This is a genomic window from Neisseria sp. MVDL19-042950 (assembly GCF_030504625.1).
Classification (GTDB): Bacteria; Pseudomonadota; Gammaproteobacteria; order Burkholderiales; family Neisseriaceae; genus Neisseria.
The window spans coordinates 24,864-51,183 of sequence record NZ_JAUKWH010000015.1 but is presented as its reverse complement, the minus strand read 5'-3'; the positions used below and the strand labels follow the sequence as shown (position 1 = coordinate 51,183).

At 51.7% G+C, this 26,320-nt stretch carries 23 protein-coding genes; 9 read left to right on the top strand and 14 right to left on the bottom strand.

Going from position 1 to position 26,320, the window contains the following annotated elements:
• Positions 1-83 precede the first annotated feature (83 nt).
• The 3 genes from fusA to rpsL form a co-directional block, all read right to left on the bottom strand.
• The gene (gene fusA / locus Q0X97_RS10980) at positions 84-2,186 is read right to left on the bottom strand and encodes an elongation factor G (RefSeq protein WP_085390822.1); all 2,103 of its coding nucleotides are present in this window, start codon (positions 2,184-2,186) and stop codon (positions 84-86) included.
• A 24-nt stretch (positions 2,187-2,210) separates the two neighbouring features.
• Positions 2,211-2,681 (bottom strand): 30S ribosomal protein S7, encoded by a 471-nt coding sequence (rpsG, locus tag Q0X97_RS10975; protein WP_009115852.1) that lies wholly within the window; start codon positions 2,679-2,681, stop codon positions 2,211-2,213.
• 112 nt (positions 2,682-2,793) lie between these two features.
• Positions 2,794-3,165, bottom strand: coding sequence for a 30S ribosomal protein S12 (rpsL, locus tag Q0X97_RS10970; RefSeq protein WP_002218431.1), 372 nt, complete (start codon positions 3,163-3,165; stop codon positions 2,794-2,796).
• Between the two features lie 409 nt (positions 3,166-3,574).
• Between rpsL and Q0X97_RS10965 the strand changes: the two genes are divergently transcribed.
• Positions 3,575-4,432, top strand: a complete 858-nt coding sequence (locus Q0X97_RS10965; RefSeq protein ID WP_302067444.1) for a GNAT family N-acetyltransferase — start codon at positions 3,575-3,577, stop codon at positions 4,430-4,432.
• 216 nt (positions 4,433-4,648) lie between these two features.
• Here Q0X97_RS10965 and oppF read toward each other — a convergent pair whose 3' ends face one another.
• The 5 genes from oppF to Q0X97_RS10940 all read right to left on the bottom strand — a co-directional run bounded on the left by oppF (position 4,649) and on the right by Q0X97_RS10940 (position 10,539).
• Positions 4,649-5,638, bottom strand: a complete 990-nt coding sequence (gene oppF / locus Q0X97_RS10960; RefSeq protein WP_302067445.1) for a murein tripeptide/oligopeptide ABC transporter ATP binding protein OppF — start codon at positions 5,636-5,638, stop codon at positions 4,649-4,651.
• Positions 5,635-6,621 (bottom strand): oligopeptide ABC transporter ATP-binding protein OppD, encoded by a 987-nt coding sequence (oppD, locus tag Q0X97_RS10955; protein ID WP_302067446.1) that lies wholly within the window; start codon positions 6,619-6,621, stop codon positions 5,635-5,637. Before oppD ends, oppF begins: the two co-directional genes overlap by 4 nt.
• 66 nt (positions 6,622-6,687) lie before the next feature.
• Positions 6,688-7,602 carry an oligopeptide ABC transporter permease OppC gene (gene oppC / locus Q0X97_RS10950; protein WP_302067447.1) on the bottom strand — a complete coding sequence of 305 codons (915 nt, stop codon included), beginning with the start codon at positions 7,600-7,602 and terminating at the stop codon, positions 6,688-6,690.
• A 231-nt stretch (positions 7,603-7,833) separates the two neighbouring features.
• Positions 7,834-8,754 carry an oligopeptide ABC transporter permease OppB gene (gene oppB, locus Q0X97_RS10945; protein WP_244740260.1) on the bottom strand — a complete coding sequence of 307 codons (921 nt, stop codon included), beginning with the start codon at positions 8,752-8,754 and terminating at the stop codon, positions 7,834-7,836.
• 132 nt (positions 8,755-8,886) lie between these two features.
• A complete protein-coding gene (locus Q0X97_RS10940; RefSeq protein ID WP_302067448.1) occupies positions 8,887-10,539 on the bottom strand; it encodes an ABC transporter substrate-binding protein in 1,653 nt (550 codons plus the stop codon).
• A 582-nt stretch (positions 10,540-11,121) separates the two neighbouring features.
• Here Q0X97_RS10940 and Q0X97_RS10935 point away from each other — a divergent pair.
• The 5 genes from Q0X97_RS10935 to Q0X97_RS10915 all read left to right on the top strand — a co-directional run bounded on the left by Q0X97_RS10935 (position 11,122) and on the right by Q0X97_RS10915 (position 17,034).
• The gene (locus Q0X97_RS10935; protein WP_302067449.1) at positions 11,122-12,252 is read left to right on the top strand and encodes a serine/threonine protein kinase; all 1,131 of its coding nucleotides are present in this window, start codon (positions 11,122-11,124) and stop codon (positions 12,250-12,252) included.
• Between the two features lie 335 nt (positions 12,253-12,587).
• A complete protein-coding gene (locus tag Q0X97_RS10930) occupies positions 12,588-13,580 on the top strand; it encodes a DMT family transporter (RefSeq protein WP_302067450.1) in 993 nt (330 codons plus the stop codon).
• A 32-nt stretch (positions 13,581-13,612) separates the two neighbouring features.
• Entirely contained in the window at positions 13,613-14,386 is a 774-nt protein-coding gene (locus Q0X97_RS10925; RefSeq protein ID WP_302067451.1) for a creatininase, read from the top strand.
• A gap of 119 nt (positions 14,387-14,505) precedes the next feature.
• Entirely contained in the window at positions 14,506-15,477 is a 972-nt protein-coding gene (locus tag Q0X97_RS10920; protein ID WP_302067452.1) for a DMT family transporter, read from the top strand.
• 180 nt (positions 15,478-15,657) lie between these two features.
• Positions 15,658-17,034 carry an MFS transporter gene (locus Q0X97_RS10915; RefSeq protein WP_302067453.1) on the top strand — a complete coding sequence of 459 codons (1,377 nt, stop codon included), beginning with the start codon at positions 15,658-15,660 and terminating at the stop codon, positions 17,032-17,034.
• Positions 17,035-17,119: 85 nt separating this feature from the next.
• Here Q0X97_RS10915 and Q0X97_RS10910 read toward each other — a convergent pair whose 3' ends face one another.
• On the bottom strand, positions 17,120-17,977 hold the full coding sequence (locus Q0X97_RS10910; RefSeq protein WP_302067454.1) for an AraC family transcriptional regulator: 858 nt from the start codon (positions 17,975-17,977) through the stop codon (positions 17,120-17,122).
• Between the two features lie 259 nt (positions 17,978-18,236).
• Positions 18,237-18,542 (bottom strand): porin, encoded by a 306-nt coding sequence (locus Q0X97_RS10905; RefSeq protein WP_302067455.1) that lies wholly within the window; start codon positions 18,540-18,542, stop codon positions 18,237-18,239.
• A 118-nt stretch (positions 18,543-18,660) separates the two neighbouring features.
• On the opposite strand from Q0X97_RS10905, the gene Q0X97_RS10900 reads away from it, so the two are divergent.
• Positions 18,661-19,464 (top strand): carbon-nitrogen hydrolase family protein, encoded by an 804-nt coding sequence (locus Q0X97_RS10900; RefSeq protein ID WP_302067457.1) that lies wholly within the window; start codon positions 18,661-18,663, stop codon positions 19,462-19,464.
• Between the two features lie 83 nt (positions 19,465-19,547).
• Here the strand turns inward: Q0X97_RS10900 and glnE are convergent, their stop codons facing one another.
• Complete coding sequence (glnE, locus tag Q0X97_RS10895; protein ID WP_302067459.1) at positions 19,548-22,241, bottom strand: bifunctional [glutamate--ammonia ligase]-adenylyl-L-tyrosine phosphorylase/[glutamate--ammonia-ligase] adenylyltransferase; 2,694 nt, start codon at positions 22,239-22,241, stop codon at positions 19,548-19,550.
• Positions 22,242-22,402: 161 nt separating this feature from the next.
• Positions 22,403-22,867 (bottom strand): cytochrome c, encoded by a 465-nt coding sequence (locus Q0X97_RS10890; RefSeq protein WP_302067460.1) that lies wholly within the window; start codon positions 22,865-22,867, stop codon positions 22,403-22,405.
• 152 nt (positions 22,868-23,019) lie between these two features.
• Here Q0X97_RS10890 and Q0X97_RS10885 point away from each other — a divergent pair, with 152 nt between their 5' ends.
• Positions 23,020-23,850, top strand: coding sequence for an SDR family oxidoreductase (locus Q0X97_RS10885; RefSeq protein WP_302067484.1), 831 nt, complete (start codon positions 23,020-23,022; stop codon positions 23,848-23,850).
• A gap of 175 nt (positions 23,851-24,025) precedes the next feature.
• Here Q0X97_RS10885 and Q0X97_RS10880 read toward each other — a convergent pair whose 3' ends face one another.
• Positions 24,026-25,081, bottom strand: a complete 1,056-nt coding sequence (locus Q0X97_RS10880; protein WP_302067461.1) for a metallophosphoesterase — start codon at positions 25,079-25,081, stop codon at positions 24,026-24,028.
• 254 nt (positions 25,082-25,335) lie between these two features.
• Here Q0X97_RS10880 and Q0X97_RS10875 point away from each other — a divergent pair, with 254 nt between their 5' ends.
• The gene (locus Q0X97_RS10875; RefSeq protein WP_302067462.1) at positions 25,336-25,704 is read left to right on the top strand and encodes a glycine zipper domain-containing protein; all 369 of its coding nucleotides are present in this window, start codon (positions 25,336-25,338) and stop codon (positions 25,702-25,704) included.
• A 114-nt stretch (positions 25,705-25,818) separates the two neighbouring features.
• Here the strand turns inward: Q0X97_RS10875 and rlmH are convergent, their stop codons facing one another.
• The gene (gene rlmH / locus Q0X97_RS10870) at positions 25,819-26,289 is read right to left on the bottom strand and encodes a 23S rRNA (pseudouridine(1915)-N(3))-methyltransferase RlmH (RefSeq protein WP_085360044.1); all 471 of its coding nucleotides are present in this window, start codon (positions 26,287-26,289) and stop codon (positions 25,819-25,821) included.
• Between the last annotated feature and the right edge of the window lie 31 nt (positions 26,290-26,320).

The following is a 26,320-nucleotide window of genomic DNA, read 5'->3' as shown; positions in this document are numbered from 1 at the left end:
AGCTAATTCCTTTATAAAGAACACAATTAAGTAAAGAACATCAACTGAGGCCATCTGAATCTTTCAGACGGCCTGATTATACATTAGCCTTTACGGGCTTCTGTTACTTGTGCAGCTATATGCGCAGGAGCTTCAGCATATTGCTTGAATTCCATTGAATAAGTTGCACGGCCTTGAGTGGCAGAACGTAAGTCAGTAGAGTAACCGAACATCTCTGCCAAAGGTACTTCGGCGCGAATCTTCTTACCGCCAATACCGTCATCATCCATACCCTGAACAATGCCGCGACGACGATTCAAGTCACCCATCACATCGCCCATGTACTCCTCTGGAGTTTCCACCTCCACAGCCATCATCGGCTCAAGCAGAACCGGAGAGGCTTTTTTCATACCTTCTTTGAAAGCCATAGAAGCTGCCAATTCGAAAGCGATTTGTGAAGAGTCAACATCATGATATGAACCGAAGATCAAGCGAACACGCACATCCACAACAGGGTAGCCAGCAACAATACCATTTGCCAATGTATCGCGAATACCTTTATCACAAGACGGGATAAATTCACGTGGAATCACACCACCTTTAATCTCATCGATAAATTCGTAGCCTTCACCACCCGGCTCCATTGGTTCCATTTTAATGACAACGTGGCCATACTGACCCTTACCGCCAGATTGTTTAACGTGTTTGGCTTCAGCCTCGACTTCTTTACGGATGGTTTCACGGTAAGCCACTTGAGGTGCACCTACGTTTGCATCCACTCCGAATTCACGCTTCATACGGTCTACAATAATTTCCAAGTGCAACTCACCCATACCGGAAATAATTGTTTGGCCTGATTCTTCATCAGTACGCACTCGGAAAGAGGGGTCTTCTTTTGCCAAACGGTTCAAAGCAATACCCATTTTTTCTTGGTCTGCTTTAGTTTTCGGCTCAACAGCAACGTGAATAACCGGCTCAGGAAACTCCATGCGCTCTAAAATGATCGGAGCATCTTCGGAACACAAGGTTTCACCGGTAGTTACATCTTTCAGACCGATAGCCGCAGCAATATCACCCGCACGCACTTCCTCGATTTCAGTTCGGTCGGCAGCAGTCATTTGCACCAAACGACCAATACGTTCACGCGTGCCTTTTACTGAGTTGATTACGGTATCACCAGATTTAACGACACCGGAATAAACACGAATGAAAGTAAGCTGGCCTACATATTTGTCATTCAACATTTTGAATGCCAATGCAGAGAATTTCGCTTCATCGCTGGCTTCACGACTGGCTTTTTCGCCATTAGGTGTTTCGCCTTGCACAGGAGGAATATCTACCGGAGATGGCAACAATTCCACTACGGCATCCAACATACGTTGAACACCCTTGTTTTTGAAAGCGGATCCACACAACATTGGCTGAATTTCACCTGCCAATGTGCGCTGACGTAAACCGGCAATAATTTCCTCTTCAGTCAGCTCTTCACCGCCCAAATATTTATCCATCAGCTCTTCGCTAGCTTCTGCAGCGGCCTCAATCATGTTTTGACGCCATTCTTCAGCAGTAGCAAGCAAATCAGCAGGGATTTCACCGTATTCGAATTTGGTACCTTGAGAAGCATCATCCCAAATGATTGATTTCATTTTGAACAAATCAATCACGCCACTGAAGCTATCTTCCGCACCGACCGGAATAACAATAGGCACGGGATTGGCACGCAGACGGGTTTTCATCTGCTCAACCACGCGGAAGAAGTTTGCACCTTGGCGGTCCATTTTATTCACAAAAGCCAAGCGCGGAACTTGGTATTTGTTAGCTTGACGCCATACGGTTTCAGACTGCGGCTGAACACCACCCACTGCACAGTAAACCATTACCGCACCATCCAACACGCGCATAGAGCGCTCTACCTCTACGGTAAAGTCAACGTGCCCCGGGGTATCAATGATGTTGAAACGGTGTTCTTTAAACTGACCGCCCATACCTTTCCAGTAAGAAGTTACGGCAGCAGAAGTAATGGTAATACCGCGCTCTTGTTCTTGCTCCATGTAGTCGGTAGTTGCCGCACCATCATGTACTTCACCAAGTTTGTGGGTCAAACCGGTATAGAACAAAATACGTTCGGTCGTAGTTGTTTTACCTGCATCGATATGGGCTGAAATACCGATATTGCGATACAGTTGAATAGGAGTTTTACGAGCCATTTTGGTCGCCTTTCTAAATCTGGATTAGAAGCGGAAGTGAGAGAATGCTTTGTTGGCTTCGGCCATGCGGTGTACTTCTTCGCGTTTCTTCATCGCACCGCCGCGACCTTCGGCTGCATCAATCAATTCACCCGCCAAGCGCAAATCCATTGATTTTTCACCGCGTTTACGGGCAGCATCGCGCACCCAGCGCATTGCCAGAGCCAAACGGCGTGAAGGACGAACCTCAACAGGAACTTGGTAGTTGGCACCACCGACACGGCGGCTTTTCACTTCCACGATGGGTTTGGCGTTAGCAATGGCTTCGTTGAATACTTCGATAGCTGCTTTGCCAGTTTTTTTCTCGATTTGCTCAAGTGCACCGTAAACAATGCGCTCGGCTACCGATTTTTTACCGTCAATCATCAAAACATTCATGAATTTAGACAACTCAACGCTACCGAATTTCGGATCCGGCAATACGTCGCGCTTGGGGACTTCTCTACGTCTTGGCATTTTAATTCCTTAATATCTATTCAGTTGGGCATTTCCCATGAATATCCAAAAAGATATTCACTTACTCGACAGCTTATTCGGCTGCCTACGTGCCTGATTAATCCTAACTAAATTACTTAGGACGTTTTGCACCGTATTTAGAACGGGCTTGTTTACGGTCTTTAACACCTGCGGTATCCAAAGAACCACGAACGGTATGGTAGCGCACACCCGGCAAGTCTTTTACACGACCGCCGCGGATCAGCACCACGCTGTGCTCTTGCAGGTTGTGGCCTTCACCACCGATGTATGAAATGACTTCAAAACCGTTGGTCAGACGTACTTTACATACTTTACGCAATGCAGAGTTCGGTTTTTTCGGAGTAGTAGTGTACACACGGGTGCACACGCCGCGTTTTTGCGGGCACGCTTCCAACGCGGGTACTTTATTAACGTACACGGGCTTTTGACGGCCTTTGCGTACTAATTGGTTAATAGTTGGCATATTTTCTCGTCCTGTTGAGTGAAATACTTGCCGACACCATGTCGACAAGAGCGGAATTATAGTTTTCATGCAACTATCTAGTCAAGCCGAGAATATAAAAAACCGTTTTGTGTGCGGCATTTATGTTTCTTTATATTGCTGATTAAACCGAGCGGAAGGCCGTCTGAAAACTGAAATCGGATTTCATTGAATCAGTTCGATCGGTTCTTAAATTTTCGTGCATTACAGCCTAATTACAATAAAGTTCCCCGACAAACGCCATAAAATGCTGATTATTTGACCAACATGAAAGAAAACAACATTTATACAAATTGTTATCTTACAATCTTTGGGGCTGGCGCGGCTGTCGGGTATAATCCTGATTTTATTAGCTCTGTTGCGAGCGCAGCCATTTTTCAGAAAGCGACCTATGTTAGTTTGCAATCCTTATGAAATCGTGATTCATGGCACAACCAGTAAAGGCAAAATTTTCCGCCCAAGCGACTGGGCGGAGCGTTTGTGCGGCATTTTGTCTTCTTTCGACAAAGGAAACCGGCTTTCCTACCATCAGTGGGTACGCCCTATTTTGGTGGATAAAGTGCGCTGCGTGGCGGTTGATAAGAAACTTGAAGAAATCAACCCGCCGATGTTCCGTTTTTTGATGGATTTTGCTGCCGACAACGATCTGCGTGTGATGGACTGCAAATCACTGCTGGATGAGCGCAGCAACCAAGACGGCAAAACCGAAGCGGCTTCGCAAGAGCGTGTTTTACTGGCAAAAGCCATTGAAGAGAAGCAAGCGGCGGAGCAACGTTCTCAGGCTGAAGCGGCCGATATGGTTGAAAGCGTGTTACGGGAAATCGGGGCGGACGAAACGGCCACTGCTTTTGCCGCCTTAAGTGTATTGCGACCCACTATTACCGATGTTAACCGTTTTGTCGAACAGGTAAATACGCTGCAACGCAATCAGGGCTACCGATTGTTGGGTATTTTTGAAGAAGGCAAAGCCAATGCCGTGGCCGTATGCGGCTTCCGGGAAGAAGTTAATTTGGCCAGCGGCCGCCATATCCATATCGATGATATCGTAACCATTCCGCAAGCCCGCAACAGAGGTTATGCCGAGCGGTTGCTTGCCGAGGTACACAAAATTTCAAAAGATGCCGGCATCCGCCAAATTCATATCGACGCTAACGTAGGCTGCGAGCGCACATCTGCCCACCGCCTGTATTTTAAAAACGGTTTTGAAATCGGCGCACATCATTTTGTGCGGAAGTTTGAAGCGTTCTGAGTTTGGTAAAATCATAACCAAGAGGCCGTCTGAAAAATTTTCAGACGGCCTCTTGGCTTTTACGCAAATATCAGGCAGCGCCCTTCTCCCAACTTTGGATACAAAATAAAGCGTGACGACATCAAGCATAGGTATCGCTGCACGTTAAACACCCGCAGACAAACACGCAACGCAAAAATACATGACGAATGGCACTTAAACGAGAGCCGCCGCCAATCAACCTGTTACCGCTGTTTTCACACATGCTACTTTGTGTACGGCGGAGCCTTGCAGTACAGGTTTGGTTTCGGCGCAGCTTGCGTCGGCCTGCGGGCAGCGGGTACGGAATACGCAGCCGCTGGGCGGGTTGATGGGGCTGGGCAGGTCGCCGGGGAGCAGTTGGATGGTTTTGCTGCGTTCGGCTTCGGGGTCGGGCTGCGGCACGGCGGACATCAGGGCTTGTGTGTAGGGGTGGGCGGGGCGGTCGTACACGGCTTGGTCGGTGCCGAGTTCGACGGCGTTGCCCAGATACATCACCAGCACGCGGTCGGAAATGTGTTTGACTACCGATAAATCGTGGGCGATGAAAATCAGCGTCAGCCCCATTTCTTTTTGCAGCTCTTTCAAAAGGTTGATGACTTGCGCCTGAATGGATACGTCGAGTGCGGACACGGGTTCGTCGCAAATAATCAGCTTGGGCTTGAGTATCAGCGCGCGGGCGATGCCGATGCGCTGGCATTGGCCGCCTGAAAACTCGTGCGGGTAGCGGTTGATGAGGTTGGGGAGCAGGCCGACTTTGGCCATCATTTCTTTGACCTGCTTTTCGATGTCGGCTTTTTTGAGCTTGGGGTAAAAGGTTTTCAGCGGTTCGGCGATGATGTCGCCGACGGTCATGCGTGGGTTGAGCGAGGCCAGCGGGTCTTGGAAGATCATTTGGATTTCGCGCCGTTTCAGGCGCATGGCGGCGGGGGAGAGCGCGGTCAGGTCTTCGCCTTGCCAGATGATGCTGCCGCTTTTGGCTTTGACCAAGCCGATGATGGCGCGGGCAAGGGTGGATTTGCCGCAGCCGGATTCGCCGACGACTCCGAGGGTTTCGCCTGCTTTGAGTTCGAACGATACGCCGTTGACGGCTTTGAGGGTGGCGGGTTTCTGCCAAAACCATGCGCCGTCGGCTTTGATGTCGAAGCTTACCTGCAAATCGCGGACGGATAATAAGGTTTCACTCATGCCTGTGCTCCCTGTAAAAATTCAGACGGCCTGTGGCAGGCGCGTTTACGGTGGTCGTGCAGGATTTCCAACGGCGGGGCGTTGCTGCGGCAGGTGTCTTCGACAAAGGCGCAGCGGTCTTGGAACGGGCAGCCTGCGGGCAGGTTGCTGAGGTTGGGCGGGTTGCCGGGAATGGTCGGCAGCATTTCGGTGTCGGTGTCCAAGCGCGGCACGGCACCGAGCAAGCCCAAGGTATAGGGGTGGCTGGGGCGGTAGAAGATATCGTCGACGCTGCCGTATTCCATGGTGCGGCCGGCATACATCACCAACACTTGGTCGCAAATGCCGGCGACTACGCCTAAATCGTGGGTAATCATGATGATGGTGGTGCCGAAATCGCGTTTGAGGTCGTTCAGCAGCGCCATGATTTGCGCTTGTACGGTTACGTCGAGCGCGGTGGTGGGTTCGTCGGCAATCAGGAGTTTGGGGCGGCACAACAACGCCATGGCAATCATCACGCGCTGGCGCATGCCGCCTGAAAATTCGTGCGGATACATGCTGATGCGTTTTTTGGCTTCGGGGATTTTCACGGCTTCGAGCATGCGCACGGATTCGGCCCATGCTTCGGCTTTGCCCATGCCTTTGTGCAGGTGCAGCACTTCGGTAAGCTGGTCGCCCACGCGCATATAGGGGTTGAGCGAGGTCATCGGATCTTGGAAAATCATGGCGATTTGTTCGGCGCGGATTTTGTTTAACTCGCGTTCGGGCAGGCCGAGGATTTCGCGGCCGTTGAAAACGGCGGAGCCGGAAGTTTGGCCGTTTTTGGCCAAAAGCCCCATGATGGCGAAGGCGGTTTGCGATTTGCCGGAGCCGGATTCGCCGACGATGCCCAGCGTTTCGCCTTCGTGCAGATCGAAATTGAGTTTGTTGACCGCGGTAACGAGGCCGTCTTCGGTTTTGAAGCGGACTTCGAGGTCTTTTACTTGCAGTAAGGGTGTGCTCATTGTTTTTTCCTTTTCAGACGGCCTCAAGCATCAAGAGGCCGTCTGAAAATATTGATCTTTCTTGGTTTATCTGTCTTTCGGGTCTAATGCGTCGCGCAGGCCGTCGCCGATGAAGTTGAAGCAGAACAGCGTAACCACCAGAAACACGGCGGGCACGAGCAGCTGCCACGGCGCAATCTGCATGGTGTTCGCACCGTCTTGCAGCATCGCGCCCCAGCTTGTCATCGGCTCTTGCACGCCCAAGCCCAAGAAGCTGAGGAAAGATTCAAACAAAATCATGCCGGGCACGAGCAGCGAGGCGTAAACCACCACCACGCCGAGCACGTTGGGCACGATGTGGCGGAACACGATATCCCGCCGCGACACGCCGCACACATAGGCGGCTTCGATGAACTCTTTGCGCTTCAGGCTGAGGGTTTGCCCACGCACAATCCGCGCCACGTCGAGCCACGACACCATACCGATGGCAACGAAGATAAACGCCAGATTGCGGCCGAAAAAAGTTACCAGCAGAATCACGAAAAACATAAACGGAAACGCGTTCAGAATCTCTAAGAAACGCATCATCAGCATATCGGTTTTGCCGCCGAAAAAGCCCGATACCGCGCCGTACACCACGCCGATAATCACGGCAACCAAGGCACCGGCCACGCCTACCATCAGCGAGATGCGTCCGCCGACGGCCACGCGGGTCAGCAGGTCGCGTCCGAGCGAGTCGGTGCCGAAATAGTGTTTGTTGTCGAATGCGGGCGGAGACTGCATTGCGCCCCAGTCGGTGTGGGCATAGTCGTAGGGGGCAACCAGAGGCACAATCAATACAAAGAGACACACCAGCAGCAGAATCAAACCGCTGGCCAGCGCGGCGCGGTTGTGGCGGAAGCGCCGCCATGCGTCTTGCCACAGGCTGCGGCCTTTGATGTCGGGAGACGGGTTGTCGAGAGCGGCAGCCAGCGCGGCGGCCTGTTTTTTACTGACCATCATGGTTATGTGCCTTATGGTTTTTTATTCTGTTTACTGGTTACTAGCAGATGAGGCCGTCTGAAAAGCGGCAATCGTTCAACTGAATATCGTGTAACTGTATCGTCATACTCGGGCTTGGCCTTGAGTATCTTAGGGTTTTGTGAGCTTGGAGATACTCGGGCCAAGCCCGAGCATGACGAATGTGCTGTTTATCAGCCGCTTGGGTTAACGGTTTTCAGACGGCCTCTTGAATCAATAGCGGATTTTCGGATCAATCACGGCATACAGGATATCGACCACGGCGTTGAACACAATGGTCAGCACGCCCACGAGAATAGTCAGGCTCAACACCATGCCGTAATCGCGGTTGAGTGCGCCGTTTACGAAAAGCTGGCCGATACCGGGCAGGCCGAATATGGTTTCAATCACAATCGAGCCGGTAATGATGCCTACAAACGCCGGGCCGAGGTAGGAAATCACCGGCAGCATGGCGGGGCGCAGGGCGTGTTTCCACACGATGTAGCGGGTGGGCAAACCTTTGGCGCGGGCGGTGCGGATAAACTGGCTGTTCATCACTTCAATCATCGAGCCGCGCGTAATTCGGGCGATGCTTGAAATATAGGCAATCGCCAGCGCGGCAACGGGCAGCACTAAATTGCTGAATGCGCCGCCGTTCCAGCCGCCTGCGGGCAGCCATTTCAGCCAAATAGCAAAAATCAACACCAGCAACGGGGCTTTGACAAAGCTGGGGATCACCACGCCCGTCATGGCTACGCCCATGGTGATGTAGTCGAGCCATGAGTTTTGTTTTAAGGCGGCCAGCACGCCGAGAATCACGCCGACAACCAGCGCGATAATAAAGGCATAAAGACCGATTTCCAGCGATACGGGAAAGGCTTGCGAGAGCAGTTCGTTAACCGTGTAGTCTTTGTATTTGAACGACGGCCCGAAATCGCCGTGGGCAAGCTGTTTCAGGTAATTGAGGTATTGCAGCCAGATGGGGTCGTTGAGGTGGTATTTGGCTTCGATGTTGGCCAGTACCGCGGGCGGCAGGTTGCGCTCGCCGGTAAACGGGCTGCCCGGAGCCAGCCGCATCATGAAAAACGATACGGTAATCAAAACAAACAGCGTGGGAATGGCTTCCAATATACGCTTGATGATGAATTTCAACATAAGTAAACCTTGGTCGGGGTTTGTGCCGGCGGTGCGGCCGTTTCAGACGGCCTGTGGTTGTTATGGTATGTATGTCGGGCAAAGGCCGTCTGAAAACAGAATATGTTTGTTTTCAGACGGCCTTTCAGGGTTTTAGTGTTTCAGAATCTTCCAGTTTTTAATCTGCCAGTTGTCCATCGGATCTTTGGTGGAGTAGTTGGCAACATGGGGTTTCACCAAACGTGCGCTCACATAGTGGAAAACGAAAATGGTTGCCGCATCTTTATCCATCACGGCTTCGGCTTGGCGGTACAGCTCGCCGCGCTGTTCGGGCGTTACGTCGCCGCCAAGGGTTTTCAGCAGCAGACCGTCGAATTCGGCACTCTTATATTTGCCGTAGTTGCTGCTGTTTTCAGACTTGAATGCGTTTAGGAAAGTAGAAGCCTCGTTGTAGTCGGCACACCAGCCGCCGCGCGCCATTTGGTGTTTTTGGTTGCGGCGGGTGTCGAGATAGGTTTTCCACTCTTGGTTCACCAGACTCACATTCACAAAGCCCAATGCCTCTTTCCACAAGGCGGCAGCGGCCACGGCATTTTTCTTGTGGTTTTCGTTGGTGTTGTAGAGCAGCTCGAAATTCAAAGGCTTAGACTCGCCGTAACCCGCTTCGGCCAACAGTTTTTTCGCCTCTTCGATACGCTTGGCTTTGTCCCATGCTTTCCATTCCGGCACAAATTCTTTCATGCCTTGGGCGGCAGGCGGCGTGAACTGGTAGGCCACGGTTTCGCCGCGTCCGAGCACTTTTTCCACCAGCGTATCGCGGTCTAACGCAAGCTGGAGCGCCTTGCGTACTTTTTCATTGTCGAACGGCGGCTTGGTGTGGTTGAACTCGTAGTAGTAGCTGCACAGATAGGGCGCTACTTTCATTTGGTCGCCCATTTCCTGTTGCAACGACTTAAACTGCTCGGTCGGAATATCGTTGTAAGTGAATTCCACCTCGCCGGCTTTGAAGCGGCTCATGTCGGTGGGCGGCGAAGAAATCGGCAATAGCGTGGCTTTGGTGATGGTGGTGTTGGCATCGTCGAAATAATTCGGGTTGCGCTCCAACACGATTTGGCTGTTAACGTCCCACGCTTTCACGGTGTACGGGCCGTTCACCACGATATTGGCGGGCGAAGTCCATTTGTCGCCAAATTTTTCCACCGTGGCTTTATGCACGGGTTTCACGGAAGTGTGGATCAACATGTCGGGGAAGTAAGGCACCGGCTCTTCCAGCGTGATTTCCAGCGTTTTCGCATCCACGGCTTTCACGCCCAAAGTGTCGGGCTTGGCTTTGCCTTCGACGATTTTGGCGGCGTTCAATACCTTGGCATCGCCCAAGTAACTGGAGTAAGGCGACGCGGTGGCCGGGTCGGTAACGCGGCGGAAGCTGTACACAAAATCTTCGGCGGTAACGGGATCTCCGTTGCTCCATTTGGCATCACGCAGGGTAAATTTCCATACTTTGTTGTCGGCACTTTCCCATTTTTCCGCCATGCCCGGAACGGTGTTGCCGTCGTTGTCGGTAGAAGTGAGACCGACCAAAATCTGACGGATGATGCCGGATTCGGGTACGCCCGACACTTTGTGCGGATCGAGCGATTCGGGCTCGGCACCGTTGTTAATCACGATTTCTTGTTTTTCGGCCGGCTCCCCGGATTGGATGCTGCCAGTGTTTGAGGTATTTTCTCCGCCGCAGGCAGTTAATCCGAACGCCAACCCTAAAGACAGCAGCAAGGCGCTTCGCGTGAACATCACTCGCTTAGACATAGTTGATCCATCTCCTTGACCGGAACCTTGGCTGTTTCAATATTTCAAATCGGCCCGGCTATCGTTAATATTCTTCAAAACTAAAGTTTTTGTATTGCAATTATGTAAACAAATGCAATGACGGTCTATTTTTTAAAAGATTCTACGCTTCTGTCAAGTAATTTTATGGCAGCACGAAAAATGCGAACTGCAACCAAAAAATATTGCAGGCGAAATTGGTTCGGCAGTTCTCCGTACCAGCTGGATGGTACCGGATTTCATCTTGCAGGATATGTGAAAAGCATTCGGTCGGTTATCAAGCCTTTAAAAGCCTTTCATTGATTTCAATCAATTTCCGCAATGCCATGTAGGAATATAACTTTATGAAATAAATGAGATTTGGTCTTTTTTGATAGTGTTGCTATTCTTTTCTATATTTTAAAAAAAGGAGCAACCGTTAGAATAAGCCTCATGAAAATCCTAATCAAAAGTAGTATTGTTTTATGTATTTATAATTATGCATATGTGTTCGGCTGATTGGGATTTGTGAAAAGCGATGAAAGCGTTGTTTTAGTTTTCCGTAAATTTTTAAGGAGATGAATCATGGCAAAAATCGTAAATTCTTGGAATGACTTTGATCCGCTGAAACGGGTAATTGTCGGTGTTGCCGACCATAGTTGTATTCCTCCCGAAGAACCGGCTACTTCTGAAAAAGTGCCCGTCGACAGCAAAATGCGCGGCATGTGGGGTCCACGTCCGTTGGAAACCGTAGAAAAAGCCAATGATCAATTGAATTACTTGACCAAAGTGCTGGAAGAGCGCGGTGTAATCGTTGACCGTCCTACTCCACTACAATGGAACCAACCGGTAATCACCCCCGATTTCCGCACCGGTTCGATGATGACCTGTATGCCGCCGCGGGATATTCTGTTAACCATCGGTAACGAAATCATGGCATCAGCCAACTCTTTCCGTTGCCGTTACTTCGAATATCTTGCCTACTGGCCGCTGATGAAAAAATATTTCGAAGAAGACCCGGAATTCAAATGGACCCAAGCACCCCGTCCGCGCTTGACCGACAAGTCTTACAAACATAACTACTACGACGAGCAAATCTCTTTGGAAGAGCGCTTGATCCGTACCGCCAACAAAGACTTCGTAACCACCGAAGAAGAACCAATGTGGGATGCCGCCGACGTTATGCGTTTGGGTAAAGACTTGTTCATCCAACACGGTTTGACCACCAACCGCACTGCGATGGAATGGTTCAAACGCTACTATCCCGAATTGACCATTCATGCCGTGAACTTCCCGGGCGACCCGTACCCGATCCACATTGACGCTACTTTCGTACCACTGCGTCCGGGCTTGATCATCAACAACCCCGTACGTCCGCTGCCGAAAGAGCAACGCGCCATCTTCGAGAAAAACGATTGGCAAATCGTGGAAGCCGCACAACCGGCTCACACCGAACCGCCTCCACTGTGCTATAGCTCTGTATGGCTGTCTATGAACTGTCTGGTTCTGGATCACAAAACAGTGATTGTGGAAGCATCCGAAGTGCATCAACAAGAACAAATGGATAAATTAGGCATGAACGTAATTCCTGTTCCGTTCCGCGACGCTTATCCGTTTGGCGGTGCGCTGCATTGTGCTACTGCAGACGTATATCGCGAAGGCGGCTGCGAGGACTACTTCCCGAACCGGAACTTTGACGATTTGACGCTTGTTTAAGGCTGTAAATCGATAAAACTGCAAACGGCGGCGGCGTGATTTTCCTAAATCCATAACCGCTGCCGTTTTTTCAATCTTCAGGCAAATATCATGAAAAGCGGAAGGGATTTACAACAGAAGAAGTTCTTTGTGGTTCCATAACTTGTTCGTAATGAAAGGGAAAACGGGAAGAGTGAAACTTCATGCTGTTTGCAGGAAGTATAAGCCGTATACATATAGAAATATTGCATGATCAATTTTTATTTTACGTTGTTTAAATTTAATCCTCACATTTAACACATTTCGGGAAAGGCTCATTCCATTCATCGTAAAGGATGTTGAAAAAGGAGTGTGAGATGAACCAAGAGTCATTAACGAAGCTAAAAGGTTTCGGCTTCATGTTTCTGTCTTCGTCGCTGATGGGGGGTATTGGAGCATTTGCCCGCTACATCAGCGCTCCGGGAGACTTCATTGCATTCTGTAGGAGCTTTGCCGGCCTCATCGGAATGACATTGATTTTCCTATGTGTTGGTGGATTTAAAACCGTAAAGGCGCAAAAATTTTCGCCGGCTATCTTGTTTTCAGGTATTTTTCTCGGCCTGCTGTCTTCGCTTTATGTTATTTCAACGCAGTACACTACGCTTGCCAATGCTTCGTTCCTCATCTATACCGGTCCGATTTATTCAACCGTATTGGCATCTATTTTCCTGAAAGAACCATTTAAAATTCCCATGCTGGGTTCGCTGTCGGCGGTAATTCTCGGCACGCTTTTAATTGTCGGAATCGTTTCCGAAAAAGGTTTCGGACTGGATCTTGATCCCAAATACACTACGGGCAATATGATTGCGCTCCTTTCGGGGGTTGCTTACGGACTCTATCTTTTTGTATCCCGTTACCGCACCGATTTCAATTCCAATGTAAGGTCTTTCTACAATTTCCTATTTGCCGTGATGACCATAGGTCTGATGCTTGTTTTCCGTTGGGACAATTTGGAATACGCGGTTAAAGACGCAGAGGGTCGAAGCATTTCAATTCCGTGGGACATTGCAACAATGCCGATGGATTCTTGGGTTGTACTGATTGTTGCCGCACTGGTTACAGGATTCGGAGCATTCTATTTCTTGACGGTGGCTTCCAGAATTCTATTGGCGGGAGAGCTGGCAACCATTTCATATCAGGAAACCATCATGGCTTCAATACTCGGAATGGTACTTTTCTCTGAGCATTTGACTATGATGCAGTATCTTGGCGGTATCTTGATCGTCGGAGGAGGATTATCACAGGTTTACCTATCTACCAGAGGTTCGAAGCCTCTTGGAACTCCAACACCTATACCCCCCGCAAAATAATGGGTTAACGAAGATATTGAAGAGGTAACATTATGGCTAACATCAATATGAAGCAGATGAATGCTTTTGAATATCGAGACCGTGTGAAAGAAAACCCCGTTGTCGTTGTTCCCGTAGGTGCGCTTGAGCAGCACGGCCCGCATATGCCGATGAATGTAGACGAACTTTTATCCACCGATGTGGCAACAGCCGTGGCAGAGCGTATCGGTGGACTTGTCGGCCCTGCCCTTTCTTTCGGTTATAAATCCCAACAACGCTCGGGCGGCGGTTACCATTTGGCCGGTACGACTTCTCTGAGCGGTGCGACGTTCATTGCCCTTGCTCGTGAAATTACATTGGAATTAGCCGCCCACGGTGTGCGCAGATTCGTTTTCTGCAATGGGCATTACGAGAACTACCAGTTTCTGTTTGAAGGTGTCGATACGGCAATCCGCGAACTCAAACGCGACGGTATCGAAATAAAAGCCTTGTTGATGTCGTATTGGGATTTTGTAGACGATGCCACGATTGCACGCCTGTATCCGGAAGGCTTTACCGGCTGGGACTTGGAACACGGCGGCGTTTTAGAAACTTCACTGATGCTTTTGCTGCACCCTGAAATGGTAGATATGGATGCGGTAATGGACGGCCCGCCAGCGCAATTGCCGAACTACGATATTCTGCCTATAAAACCGGAGCTGACCCCTCCTTCCGGCTGCCTGTCTTCAGCAGCAAACGCCACGAAAGAAAAAGGCCGAATTTTGCTGGAAACTGCTTCATCAAAAATGGCTGAGGCTATCCGCACCGAGTTCGGCTTGGGCGCTTGACCTGATAGTAGGGCGGGTTATTCCGCCCTGCCCGGGTTATTTATAGGAATAAGAGCATAAATCCAAAATGGGACAGTAAAGATTTCCCCCTTATATTTTCAATCTTTGGAGAAGCAACCATGAGCACACAAGTCAGTTCACCGATTAACAAGAAAATCGGCTTTGTGAATGCCTTTATCGCTGCCACATTGATGGGCTTCGTTGGTTTTTTCGCACGCCACATTAATGCACAAGGCGATTTTATCGCCCTCTCCCGTATGGCTTTCGGCGCTATCTTGTTTTTGATGATTATCGGAGCAAGAGGCAAGTTATCAGATTTGAAAACATTTAAACTTTCTTGGCACATGATTGCCAGCGGTTTCTTTATGGGCAACTGCTTGTCGGCATACGTTGCGGCAACCCAGCTTACTTCGATTGCCAATGCCGTATTCTTTATTTATATCGGTCCAATCATTTCTACTTTGCTGGCCGTTATTTTCCTGAAAGAGAAAATGCGCTGGGTTACATGGGCATCGGTGGCGGCTGTATTTGCCGGTATGCTGTTGATCGTCGGGCTGGTAAGTTATGACAGCGTAAACGGCTTGCAATTTGATATGAAATTTTCTTCGGAAACTTTCGTAGGAGACATGTTGGCTCTTTATTCCGGTCTTGGTTACGGTCTGTTTCTATTCTTTAACCGGTTCCGCACCGAAGTACCCGGAGATACCCGTGCATTTTGGAATTTTATTTTCGCTTTAATCGGTATCGTGGCTCTGTTTGTTTTCACAAAACCAACCGTAAGCCAAATGACAAGCACTGACTGGTTGTGGTGGATCGGCATCGGTTTCGTATGCGGTTTCGGCGCGTTAGGTACCTGTACCATCGCCACACGCCATCTGAAAGCCGTAGAGTTCGCATGCGTATCGTATTGGGAGTGCGTTGTAGCCGCCGTTTTCATCGGTTGGATGGTGTACGGCGAAGCCATGAGCCCCGCCCAATTAATCGGGGGTGCCTTGATTATTATCGGCGGTATGAGCGAAGTGTTGGTAAGCCTTTTCTCCCGCAAAGGTGCTCAGGCAACCGAAATGACAAGAGCGAAGGAAGTAGGCTGATTGATTCAATCCGGTTGCCATGTGTTTGCACGGTATGTTCATACTATTTATAAAATTTAACGTGTAGATGGAATTTTCATACCTGGTAGCTTTCTGATTACTGACTGCTATGGGTAAGTGCATAACAACCGGCACTTCCTTCTGTTCGGAATGTGAAATAACGAAACCAAGGAGAAAATCATGTCTGCCATCAACCCTTCCCACCATACTGCACAGCTCTCGGAAAGCGAGCGCAGTGCTTTACGCAAGGCGGCGGTTTCGAGCTTTATCGGTAATTTTGTCGAATGGTTCGATTATGCCGCCTACGGATATCTTGCCGCCATTATTGCCGTTGTGTTTTTCCCGTCTGAAGATAAAACAATCGGTTTGATTGCCGCATATGCTGTTTTTGCTATTTCATTTATCATCCGCCCGATTGGCGGTATCGTGTGGGGACAATGGGGAGACAGATACGGACGCCGTGCGGCATTGTCATGGTCGATTTTAATCATGTCGGCCGCAACGTTCTGTATCGCTTTTCTGCCGACTTACGAACAAGTCGGATTCGTTGCTCCCTTATTGTTGCTGATAATCCGTTTTGTACAAGGCTTCTCCGCATCCGGAGAATATGCGGGAGCCGCGGCATTTCTTGCCGAATACGCACCGCCGCATCAACGCGGGCTTTATACCAGTTTGGTTCCCGCCAGCACGGCCAGCGGCTTATTGCTCGGCTCTTTACTGGTTGCTTTACTGTATGCCATCTTAAGTGATGAACAACTGCATAGCTGGGGTTGGCGTTTGCCGTTTCTACTGGCTGCACCTTTCGGCTTGGTCGGACGGTATATCCGCCTGCATCTTGAAGACACTCCGGTGTTCCGTGAAATGGAAGAACGCCTTGAACACCGCCAACAACGACATTTGCCGATTTACCGTTTGGTTATCGGTTACCGGCGCCAAATCTTCATCGCCTGCGGTGTCGTAGCTTTGAACGCCGTTGCTTTTTATACTACTTTAAGCTACATGCCCACTTATTTGAGCACCGAATTGCATATGAGCGAAACTTCTTCGTTTATTGCTTCCAGCGTATCACTCTTAACTTATATCGGTTTTATTTTCATGATGGGGCATTTATCCGACCTTTACGGACGGAAAACCATGCTGACTTGCGCCTGTATTGCCTTCATCGTGTTATCCGTACCGCTGTTTATGTTGTTAGAAACGGGAAGTTTTATTTTAACCTTGGTGGTTATGGTGGTGTTTGGTGCCATATTGGCCATGAACGACGGTACTTTGCCCGGTTTCCTAACCGAAATCTTCCCCACGTCATTACGCTTCAGCGGCTTTGCTTTGTGTTTCAACCTCGGTAACGCCTTGCTCGGCGGTACGGCACCTTTGGTTGCCACAACATTGATTTACGAAACCGGCAACCAACTTGCGCCTGCATGGTATTTGGCAGGTATTGCGGTTATCGCACTTATAGCGATTATGTTCAGTAAAGAAACCGCCAATGATGAATTATTGGGCGAGGAAGTGGAAATAGACGAAGAAACCGGCAAGGTGATTAACACACCCGAATAAACCTTAATGATATAAAGACAAACAAACTGTGAACAAGGCGGCGGGCAAAAAGCCCGCCGCCTGTTTTCATAAATGCGCAAACGAATCAGTTTTTCAACCGCATTGCCTGAGTACGGTAGGCTCCCGGAGTTGTTTGCCGATGCTGCTTGAAAATAACGGTAAAGTGGGAAGGTGAATTGAAATTCAGCTCTTCCGCAATTTCGGCCACCGTCATCGACGTGGTCGATAACAGGTTGCAAGCCAAATGAATCTTTTGTTTCAACAAATAGCTATGAAACGACTCTTTGAAATGCTGGCGGAATTTCTGATGGAAGCTGGATACCGACATATGCGATTGCTTGGCTATTTCACTGACCATGCCTTTGCAATGCAAGTGCGAATAAATGTATTCGTTAGCGGTCTGGCAAAACTGCAAATTGTTTTGATGGATGTTGCACAGTTTGTCCACAATGCTGTTTTGCGGCATGTATGTCGTTAGATGATCCAACAGCTCAATGATTTTAGACAAATTTTTGAGGCCGAACCCATTTTCAATTTCATTATAAACCCGATAAATAAAATCGGATTTATCTTCAGGATAATGCAGACCCGATTTCCCACTTTCCAAAAGTCCGCGGACATTTTCCCAGAATGGAGAAGCGGTAACATTCAAACCGAAAGAGCAGAGATTAAGCAATAAACTGTTGGTTTTTTCTTGGCGGGGCAAGATGCTGTAAAGCATATAAGGTGATAAAAACAAAACGGTTTTAGGCGGCAAAGTAAATTCGTTATCCCCGCCGACCATTACCGGCAAAGAGCTGTTTCCCGAAAAAATCAGCCGGGTATAAGGATGGAACCGGTTCCGCAACCCTTTAGACGGTATTCCTTCCTTGTGAAAGAGTATAAATTCATTTCCCATATCATAGACATGCCGGTATTGCTGTTTGGCGTGATAATCTCTCATGCGCAATACTCCCTATTTGTTTTTTAGAATTAATCTGATGGAATTACATGGCAAAAGTTTCGGATTGACAAATTAATTTACGTTCAAAAAAATATAATAATCTTTATTTTACAATATTTTAAAAAAGTAAGCGGCATATTTCTATGCCACCTGTCTAATACCGTAACCCTCCGCCCCCTTAACAGGATTTCCCGCAAATACGATCGAGGCCGTCTGAAAACCCCTTTTCAGACGGCCTCCTGCCATGATACGCCTACATTCAATCTCCCGTCCGCAGCACACTGTTTTTCTTTTTCTCACGGAAATATTCCCGCAGAGAACCGCTTTTACCCACCGGCATATCCTGTTCAAACTGCCAGATCACATTATTGCCGCCACCGATCGGATGCGAACCTTTGAAGCCGATGTAGCTGCCGAAATCATCAACCGACGTGCGGGTGTAGCGTTGGGTATCCGTTTTCACCTGCGACACGCTCACTCCGCTGCGGATGTTGCCGTAAAGCTCGACATCCGCCAGCGCAAGCGCCGGTAATGCCGCCACCAGAATCAGAATGGATTTTTTCATACTTGCATATCCCCTATCGATAAATTGAAAAAGTGTAACAGAACTGCCGTAAATAAATCATAATAAAAGCAAAAGATGAACGTGAAGCCGTCAGGCCGTCTGAAAAAAGGAGAAAACCATGCATACCGTTCGCGTTGCCGCCGTTCAAATGGTTTCGGGCACCCGCCCCGAAGAGAATCTGCAAACCATGCGCCGTTTGGTATCCGAAGCCGCCGCACGCGGAGCGGCGTGGGTGCTGCTGCCCGAATACTGGCCGCTGATGGGTGTGAAAGACACCGACAAACTTGCTTTTGCCGAGCCTTTGGGCAACGGTGTTTTTCAGACGGCCTTAAGCGAAGCCGCCCGACAAAACGGCATCGTGCTGTTCGGCGGCACCATACCGCTGCAAAGCCCGGATAAAAACAAAGTATTCAACACCATGCAGGTTTACGACCGCAGCGGCGAATGCATCGGTGCCTACAACAAAATGCACCTGTTCGGCTATTCCGGCTTGGGCGAAAGCTATGCCGAAGCCGACACCATCGCGGCAGGTTCCAACGCGCCCGAACTGTCTGCCGACGGCATCCGTTTGGCCTCAGGCATTTGCTACGACGTGCGCTTTCCCGAATTTTTCCGCGCCCAACTGCCGTTCGACGTACTGCTGTTGCCCGCCGCTTTCACCTACACCACCGGACTGGCGCATTGGGAGTTGCTGCTGCGTGCCCGTGCGGTGGAAAACCAATGCTACGTTGTCGCCGCGGCACAAGGCGGTTTGCATGAAAGCGGACGGCGCACGTTCGGGCACAGCATGATCATCGACCCGTGGGGCGAAGTGCTCGACGTGCTGCCCGAAGGCGAAGGCATGGTAATGGCCGAACTCGATGCCGCACGGCTGCAAAGCGTCCGCAACCGTTTGCCCGCACTGAAACACCGCTGCATGTAAACAGGGCGGGCACTTTTGCCCGTCGCTTATCCGCACGCACACAAATTACGGCAGGCGGCGACGCCCGCCCTGCCGTCGGGTTTTCAGACGGCCTCAAACCTTACCTCTTCCCCAAACACCTGTTCCCACAGCTTTCTCACGCTGTCGTAATACGAGCGTATCTGCCCGTTTATTTCCGGTTTGTCCGCATCGCGCAGCTTGGTGTTGTGTTGCTGTTGGCGGTAGAAACGGTAGGCGGTGCGCGATTGTTCGGCCAGTGTTTTATCTATCAAACCGGCATCGGCGGCGATATTGAGCAAGGCGATGTTGCCGTAGTTGTCGAGCAGTTGCGGATGTTCGCCCGCATAAGCCAGTATCAGGTATTGCACGATGAATTCCACATCGACCACGCCGCCGCGGGCATATTTGACATCGTTGTCTTCGGGCGGATGGGTGGGGAACATTTTTTCGCGCATGGCGATGATTTCGCGGGCGAGTTCGGCCCGGTTGCGCGGACGGGTGAGGATTTCGGTGCGCAGTGTGTCGAAGGCGGTGTCGATTTCGGGTTTGCCGCAGATGAAGCGGGCGCGGGTGAGCGATTGGTGTTCCCACGTCCACGCGTTTTCGCGCTGGTATTTTTCAAATGCGGCGATGCTGTGGGTGAGGAAACCGCTGTCGCCGTTCGGCCGCAGGCGCAAATCGACTTCGTACAGCGTGCCCGCGCCGGTGGCGGCGGAAAGCCAGTTGGTGAGGCGGCGGGCGAAACGGGCGTACACGTCGGGCGCGTCGGGGTGCGGGTCGTCATACACGTACACCAAGTCCAAATCGGAGGTGTAGCCCAGCTCTTTGCCGCCGAGTTTGCCGTAGCCGATGATGCCGATTTGCGGGGTGTCGGTGTGGGTTTTCGGGGTGTCGGCCCACACGGCGGGCATGGCGGCGGCAAGGATGGTGTCGGCCAGCGCGGAAAGTTGGTCGGACAAGGCTTCCACCGTCCACAAGCCGGCCAAGTCCTGCACGGCGAGGCGGAACACTTGGGCGTGCTGGAAACGGCGCAATACGTCCATTTGCGCTTCGGTGTCGCCTGCGGCATTGCGGAGGCCGTCTGAAAGCTCGGCAGCAAGTTTCGGCCAGTTATAGCCGGTGTCCATCAATTGTGCGCTGAGCAACTCGTCGAGCAGAATCGGGTGCTTCATCAGGTAGCCGGACACCCACGAGCTTTGCCCCATGATGTCGGCCAGCCGTTGCAGGGCTTGCGGGTGCTCGTGCAGAAAGGCGAGATACGACGAGCGGCGGCTGATGTTTTCGAGAAAATCCAGTAGCCGCAGCAGGGTAACGGTGGGGTCGGGTTGGGTAGCGGCGGCCTGCGCCAACAGCGGAATCACGGCATCGAAACGCGGTTGGGCTTGGGCGGAAAGGTGGCGGTATTTGCCGCTGTTGCGGATCTGGTCGAGCCGCCGGCCGATTAAGACGGCATCGAAGCCGTGTTCCACCAAACGGCCGGAGCGGGTTTCTTCGTCGGCGTTTTGCTGCCAGATACATTGCCAGCCGTTGGCCTGCGCCTGCGGCTGTTCGTCGGGTTCGGCAAGGATTTCGTTGAACACGGCGTTCACTTGGCGGCGGTATCGGTCGAGGCCGTCTGAAAACGCGGCGTAGTCGGCAAAGCCCATGCTTTCGGCCAGCCGCTGTTGTTGTTCGGGATTGTCGGGCAGGGTTTGGGTTTGCTGGTCGTCCCAGTATTGCAGGCGGTGTTCGACATCGCGCAAAAAGCGGTAGGCTTCGAGCAGCATCTGCACGGTTTGGCGGTCGAGCATGTTCAGTTCGGCGAGCTTGAGCAGGGTTTCCTGCGTGCCTTTCAATTGCAGTGCGCGCACTTGGCCGCCGCGGATAAGCTGGAAAATCTGGGCGATGAATTCGATTTCACGGATGCCGCCAGCGCCGAGTTTCACATTGTCGGCCATGCCCTTGCGGTTCACTTCGCTGCGGATTTGCCGGTGCAGCCCGCGCATGCCTTCGTAGGCGTTGAAATCGAGGTATTTGCGGAACACAAACGGGCGCACCAACGCGCGGATGCTGTTGGCGTGCGGCGTAACCACGCGGCCTTTGCACCATGCGTAACGCTCCCACTCGCGCCCCTGCTGAATCAGGTATTGTTCCAACGCGGTTTCGCTCAACACCAGCGCGCCGCTGTCGCCGTCCGGCCGCAAACGCATGTCGATGCGGAATACCTGCCCGTCTTCGGTGATGTCGTTCAACAGCGTAATCAGCTTCTGGCCGACTTTGGTAAAAAATTCCTGATTGCTGCGCTCGCGTTTGCCGTCGGTGTCGCCCGACTCGGGATAAATAAAAATCAGATCGAGGTCGGACGACACGTTCAATTCATAACCGCCCGCCTTGCCCATCGCCACCACGCTCAGAAACTGCGGCTCGTTACTGTAACGGCCGATCGGCGTGCCGTACATATCCCGATAATAAGCATGGGCGAAATCCAGTACAGTGTTGACGGCAAAATCGGCAAACAGCGTAATCGTGCGGGTAACTTCGGACAAATTGCTGATGCGGTTGATGTCGCACACGATAATCTGCGCCATCACATAGCGGCGCAAACGGCGCAGTTGGCGGGCGAGTTCGGCTTCGTTTTCGTCGGCTTGGATTTGCCCCCAATCGGCGAAGGCTTGGAAATCTTCGCTGCCCAATGTTTTTTCCAGCATCGGGTTGAGGATGTCGGGTTGCAGATTGCCGTTGTCGAGATGGCGCGAAAGATATTGGGAATGGTGGCGGGCGTTTTCGATAGGGTTCATGACGGGCACAAACAGGTTTCAGACGGCTTATCATAGCAATGTTTGAGGCCGTCTGAAAGCGTGGTAGCGGCGGGGGAAACGGCTGGATGAAAGTATGCAAAGAGGCCGTCTGAAAAACTTTTTCAGACGGCCTCGGGCATCATACGGTATTCAGCGCAGCGTTATTTAGGACGGCGGAAAGTGTCGTGGCAGGCTTTACAGTTGGCACCTACGTCGCCGTAAGCCACTTTTATTTCTTCCAGATTGCCGCCTTGGGCTTTGGTGTTCAATTCGGCCACCGCCGCATGGAATTTCTCTTCGGCGGCTTTGAACTCTTCGGGTTTTTCCCAAGTTACCGGCAGCGTATCGCCGTCGCCCTGTTCGTCTTTTTGGAAATGTTCAAACGGCTTTTTGCTCTCTTCGGCAAAAGCGGCGGCGGCGACTTTGAATTTTTCCACGTCGTAAGCCTCTTCGCCTTTTACCATTTTGCCCATCGTGCTGAAGTTGGGCATCATAGATTTGAACGCGGTGGTGCGGGCTTCGGAAATCGGGCCTTTGGCTACGCCCGAATCGGCAGCGCCGCCGCATGCCGACAGCGCCAACACGGCAACGGAAGCCGCCGCCAGCAGAGTGGTTTTGATTTTCATGATAGTGTTCCTTTTCATTGTGGTAATATTATTTGAATTGTCCGAACATCATACCTGAAACCCACCATGGGGACTACACCGCCGATTTATTTTCGATTGGCGGCACGCAAAATAAACCATCCCCCCCCCCCACATTCCAAGGAGAGAACCAAATGGCGATTTTGATTACTGGCGCATCCGCCGGATTCGGCGAAGCAATGTGCCGCGCTTTTGTGGCGGCCGGTTACAACGTTATCGGCGCGGCACGCCGCATCGACAAGCTGGAAGCATTGCGGGTCGAGCTGGGCGAACAGTTTTTGCCGCTGGAAATGGACATGACTTCCACCGCGTCGATCGACAACGCCCTGCAAGACATGCCCGAGCCTTTCGACAAAATCGACTGCCTCATCAACAACGCCGGTCTCGCCCTCGGGTTGGATCCTGCCGACAAAGCCGATTTCGACGACTGGCAAACCATGATCCAAACCAATATCGTCGGCCTCACTTACCTCACCCGCAAAGTGCTGCCGCAGATGACCGAACACAAAAACGGCTACATCATCAATATCGGCTCGATTGCCGGCACCTACCCCTACCCCGGCGGCAATGTTTACGGCGCCACCAAAGCCTACGTGCGCCAGTTCAGCCTCAACCTGCGCGCCGACTTAGCCGGCACCGGCGTGCGCGTGAGCAATATCGAACCGGGCTTGTGCGGCGACACCGAATTTTCCAACGTGCGCTTCAAAGGCGACGAAGAGCGGGTGGCCAAGCTGTATGAAAACGTGCAGTTCATCCGCCCGCAAGATATTGCCGACACCGCTTTATGGCTCTACCAACGCCCCGCACACATGAACGTGAACAGTATCGAAATCATGCCGGTGGCGCAAAGTTTCGGCGCGCTGCCGGTACACCGCGAAGCCGCCGTGCCCGCCGCCATGGTGGAAAACGGCTTCGACAAACAAAGTATGTCGCTGTTTCAAAAAATCAAATCTTGGTTTAAATAGGCCGTCTGAAAAACCTGAAAGGCCGTCTGAAATGTTTTCAGACGGCCTTTGTTCATCCCTGTCGATAAAATCATGTAGGGCGGGCATCCCTGCCCGCCGTCAGTCGGAAGAAAACCCGTATGACCTGCCTGCGTACATGCACAAATAAACGGTGGGCAGGGATGCCCGCCCTACTTTAACCCTGCACCGTGGCCGCCGTTTCCCCGTTATCAAACACCAGCACCCGTTCCGGCCAGCGCAAGGCGGCGAGGCGGAATTCGGAACGCTCGGGCGGCGTGCCGTTTTTACGGTCGCGCCAGCGTGCGCCGACGGAAAAGTCGATACAAAACACATTATGCCGCGCCCCGTGCCATGCCGCGCCTTCTGCAGGTAACAGGTTTTCGCGGTGCGGCGACGGCGGTTGCGGCAGCCACGAACGCCAATAATGGCCCACAACCACCGGCACATCGTCGCGATAATCGTTCCACCACGCGCAACGAGCGGTAAAACGCCAACGCCCGCTGGCATAAAACGGTGTGGGGGCGATCTGCTCCACACCGCTGGTCAATGCCCGTATCGGGTGCATACGGCTGCGGTTGAGTTCGTATTGCGCCGTAGCGGGCATGGGCGGCGGCGGGAAGTGCGGGTTTTCGACAACTTCGGCGTAACGCTGCTGTTCGTCGAGATAGTCGGCATACCAAGAGGCCGTCTGAAGATGCCGTTTCAGCCCGCCATCAAAGCGGCGGTATTGTTCGACCAATCTTTCACCGGCGGCGGCTTCCAGCGCGGCAAACTGCTGCGGCAGCCATGCGGCGTGCACCACGCGCAGGTCTGGGCATTCCAAAATCAGCGGCTGCTCCGCCAACCAGCTTTCCAGCACGGGTTTTTCGGCTTCGGGCAACACGTTCCACGGCGCGTATTGAACGGCATCTTTGGCCTCCCGTTCGGGAAAAAACCAGCCGGAGCCGTCTTTCGGATCGCGCACGAGCGCATTCAACTCGTGGTTGCCCAGCACCATGAAAGCATGGCCCGCATCGTAAGCCTGTTTGAACCACGCCAGCACCGCAGGGCTGTTTTGCCCGCGGTCGCACAAATCGCCGACAAACACCAACCGGCGCCCCTGCGGATGTGCTCCGTTATCCCGATAGCCGAGATGATGCAGCAGCGATTGCAGGGCTTCGAGTTCGCCGTGCACGTCGCCCACGATATCCAATGCGGTATCGGGCAGGGTTTGGCGGTAGGAATAAGTCATAACGGGCTTTCGATGTTTCGAATTCAAAATACGGCGGCAACGGCATTTTGCAGGGCGGCCGCGCAACTTCGGGGCGGTTGCAGAATATTACATTATCCTCAAAAACCTTTAACCGTTTTACCGCTCTCAACATCATGGCGGTTGCTGCAACGGCCAAGCGTTTGCGGCAACCGTATTTCCGAATATTGCCACATCTTTCGTGGTTGTGTGGTAAAAGGCGAATTGTTCTTCCTGATATAACTCGGAGACTTCTGATGAACACCATCCGTAAAACCCTGATTGCCGTGCTGGCGGCAGTGGCGCTCTCGTTCGGCACCACCGCACAAGCACGCATGACCGACCGCACGGAGGCGACGATTGTGGGCGCGGCCGTCGGCGGCGTTATCGGAAAAGTGGCCGGCAACAATATGGAAAGCACGCTTATCGGCGCGGCCATCGGCGGCACCGCCGGCAACCTGTATGCCAAGCGCAACCAGAAAAAAGAAGCGGCCGAACAAGCCCGCCATCACCATGCTTCGGGCAAACACTGCAAAAAAAGCTGTTATTGCGACCATTACCGCAAAGGCAAGAAATACCGCTGTAAAAAATACCGCGAAGATGATGATGACGATGACGACGATTAATACCCGTTTCGCCCTCTACACGATATGAAAGATGCACCGAGGCCGTCTGAAACTGTTTTCAGACGGCCTCGGTGTTTTGTTTTGATGCCTTAGTGATTTTTAAAGTATAAACCGCTACTCCCGATGGTAAGGATGGTTGTGCAAAATCGATACGGCGCGGTAAAGCTGTTCGGTAAGCAGCACGCGCACCATGCCGTGCGGCAAAGTGAGGCTGGATAGGCGCAGCATCAGCCGTGCCTGCTGTTTGAGGCGGTCGGTCATGCCGTCCGCCCCGCCGATTACGAAGCAAACGTGTTCGCCGTTTTGCTGCCAGTTTTTCAGATGCTCCGCCAGTTCCACCGAAGTGGGGGCTTTGCCGCGTTCGTCCAACACCACTAAAAATGCACCTTGCGGAACTGCTTCGAGAATGCGCTTTTCTTCCGCCGCCATGCCCTGCGCGGCATTCACGCCTGCACCGCGTTTTTCGGGTTTGATTTCTTTCAAGGTGTAGTTCACGTCGCGCCCGAAACGCTTGGCGTATTCGTTCACGGCTTCGTCCACCCAGCGCGGCATTTTGGTGCCGACGGCTAAAACGGTAATATTCATGGCTCTTTCTCTTTCCGAAAATTCGCTTGGA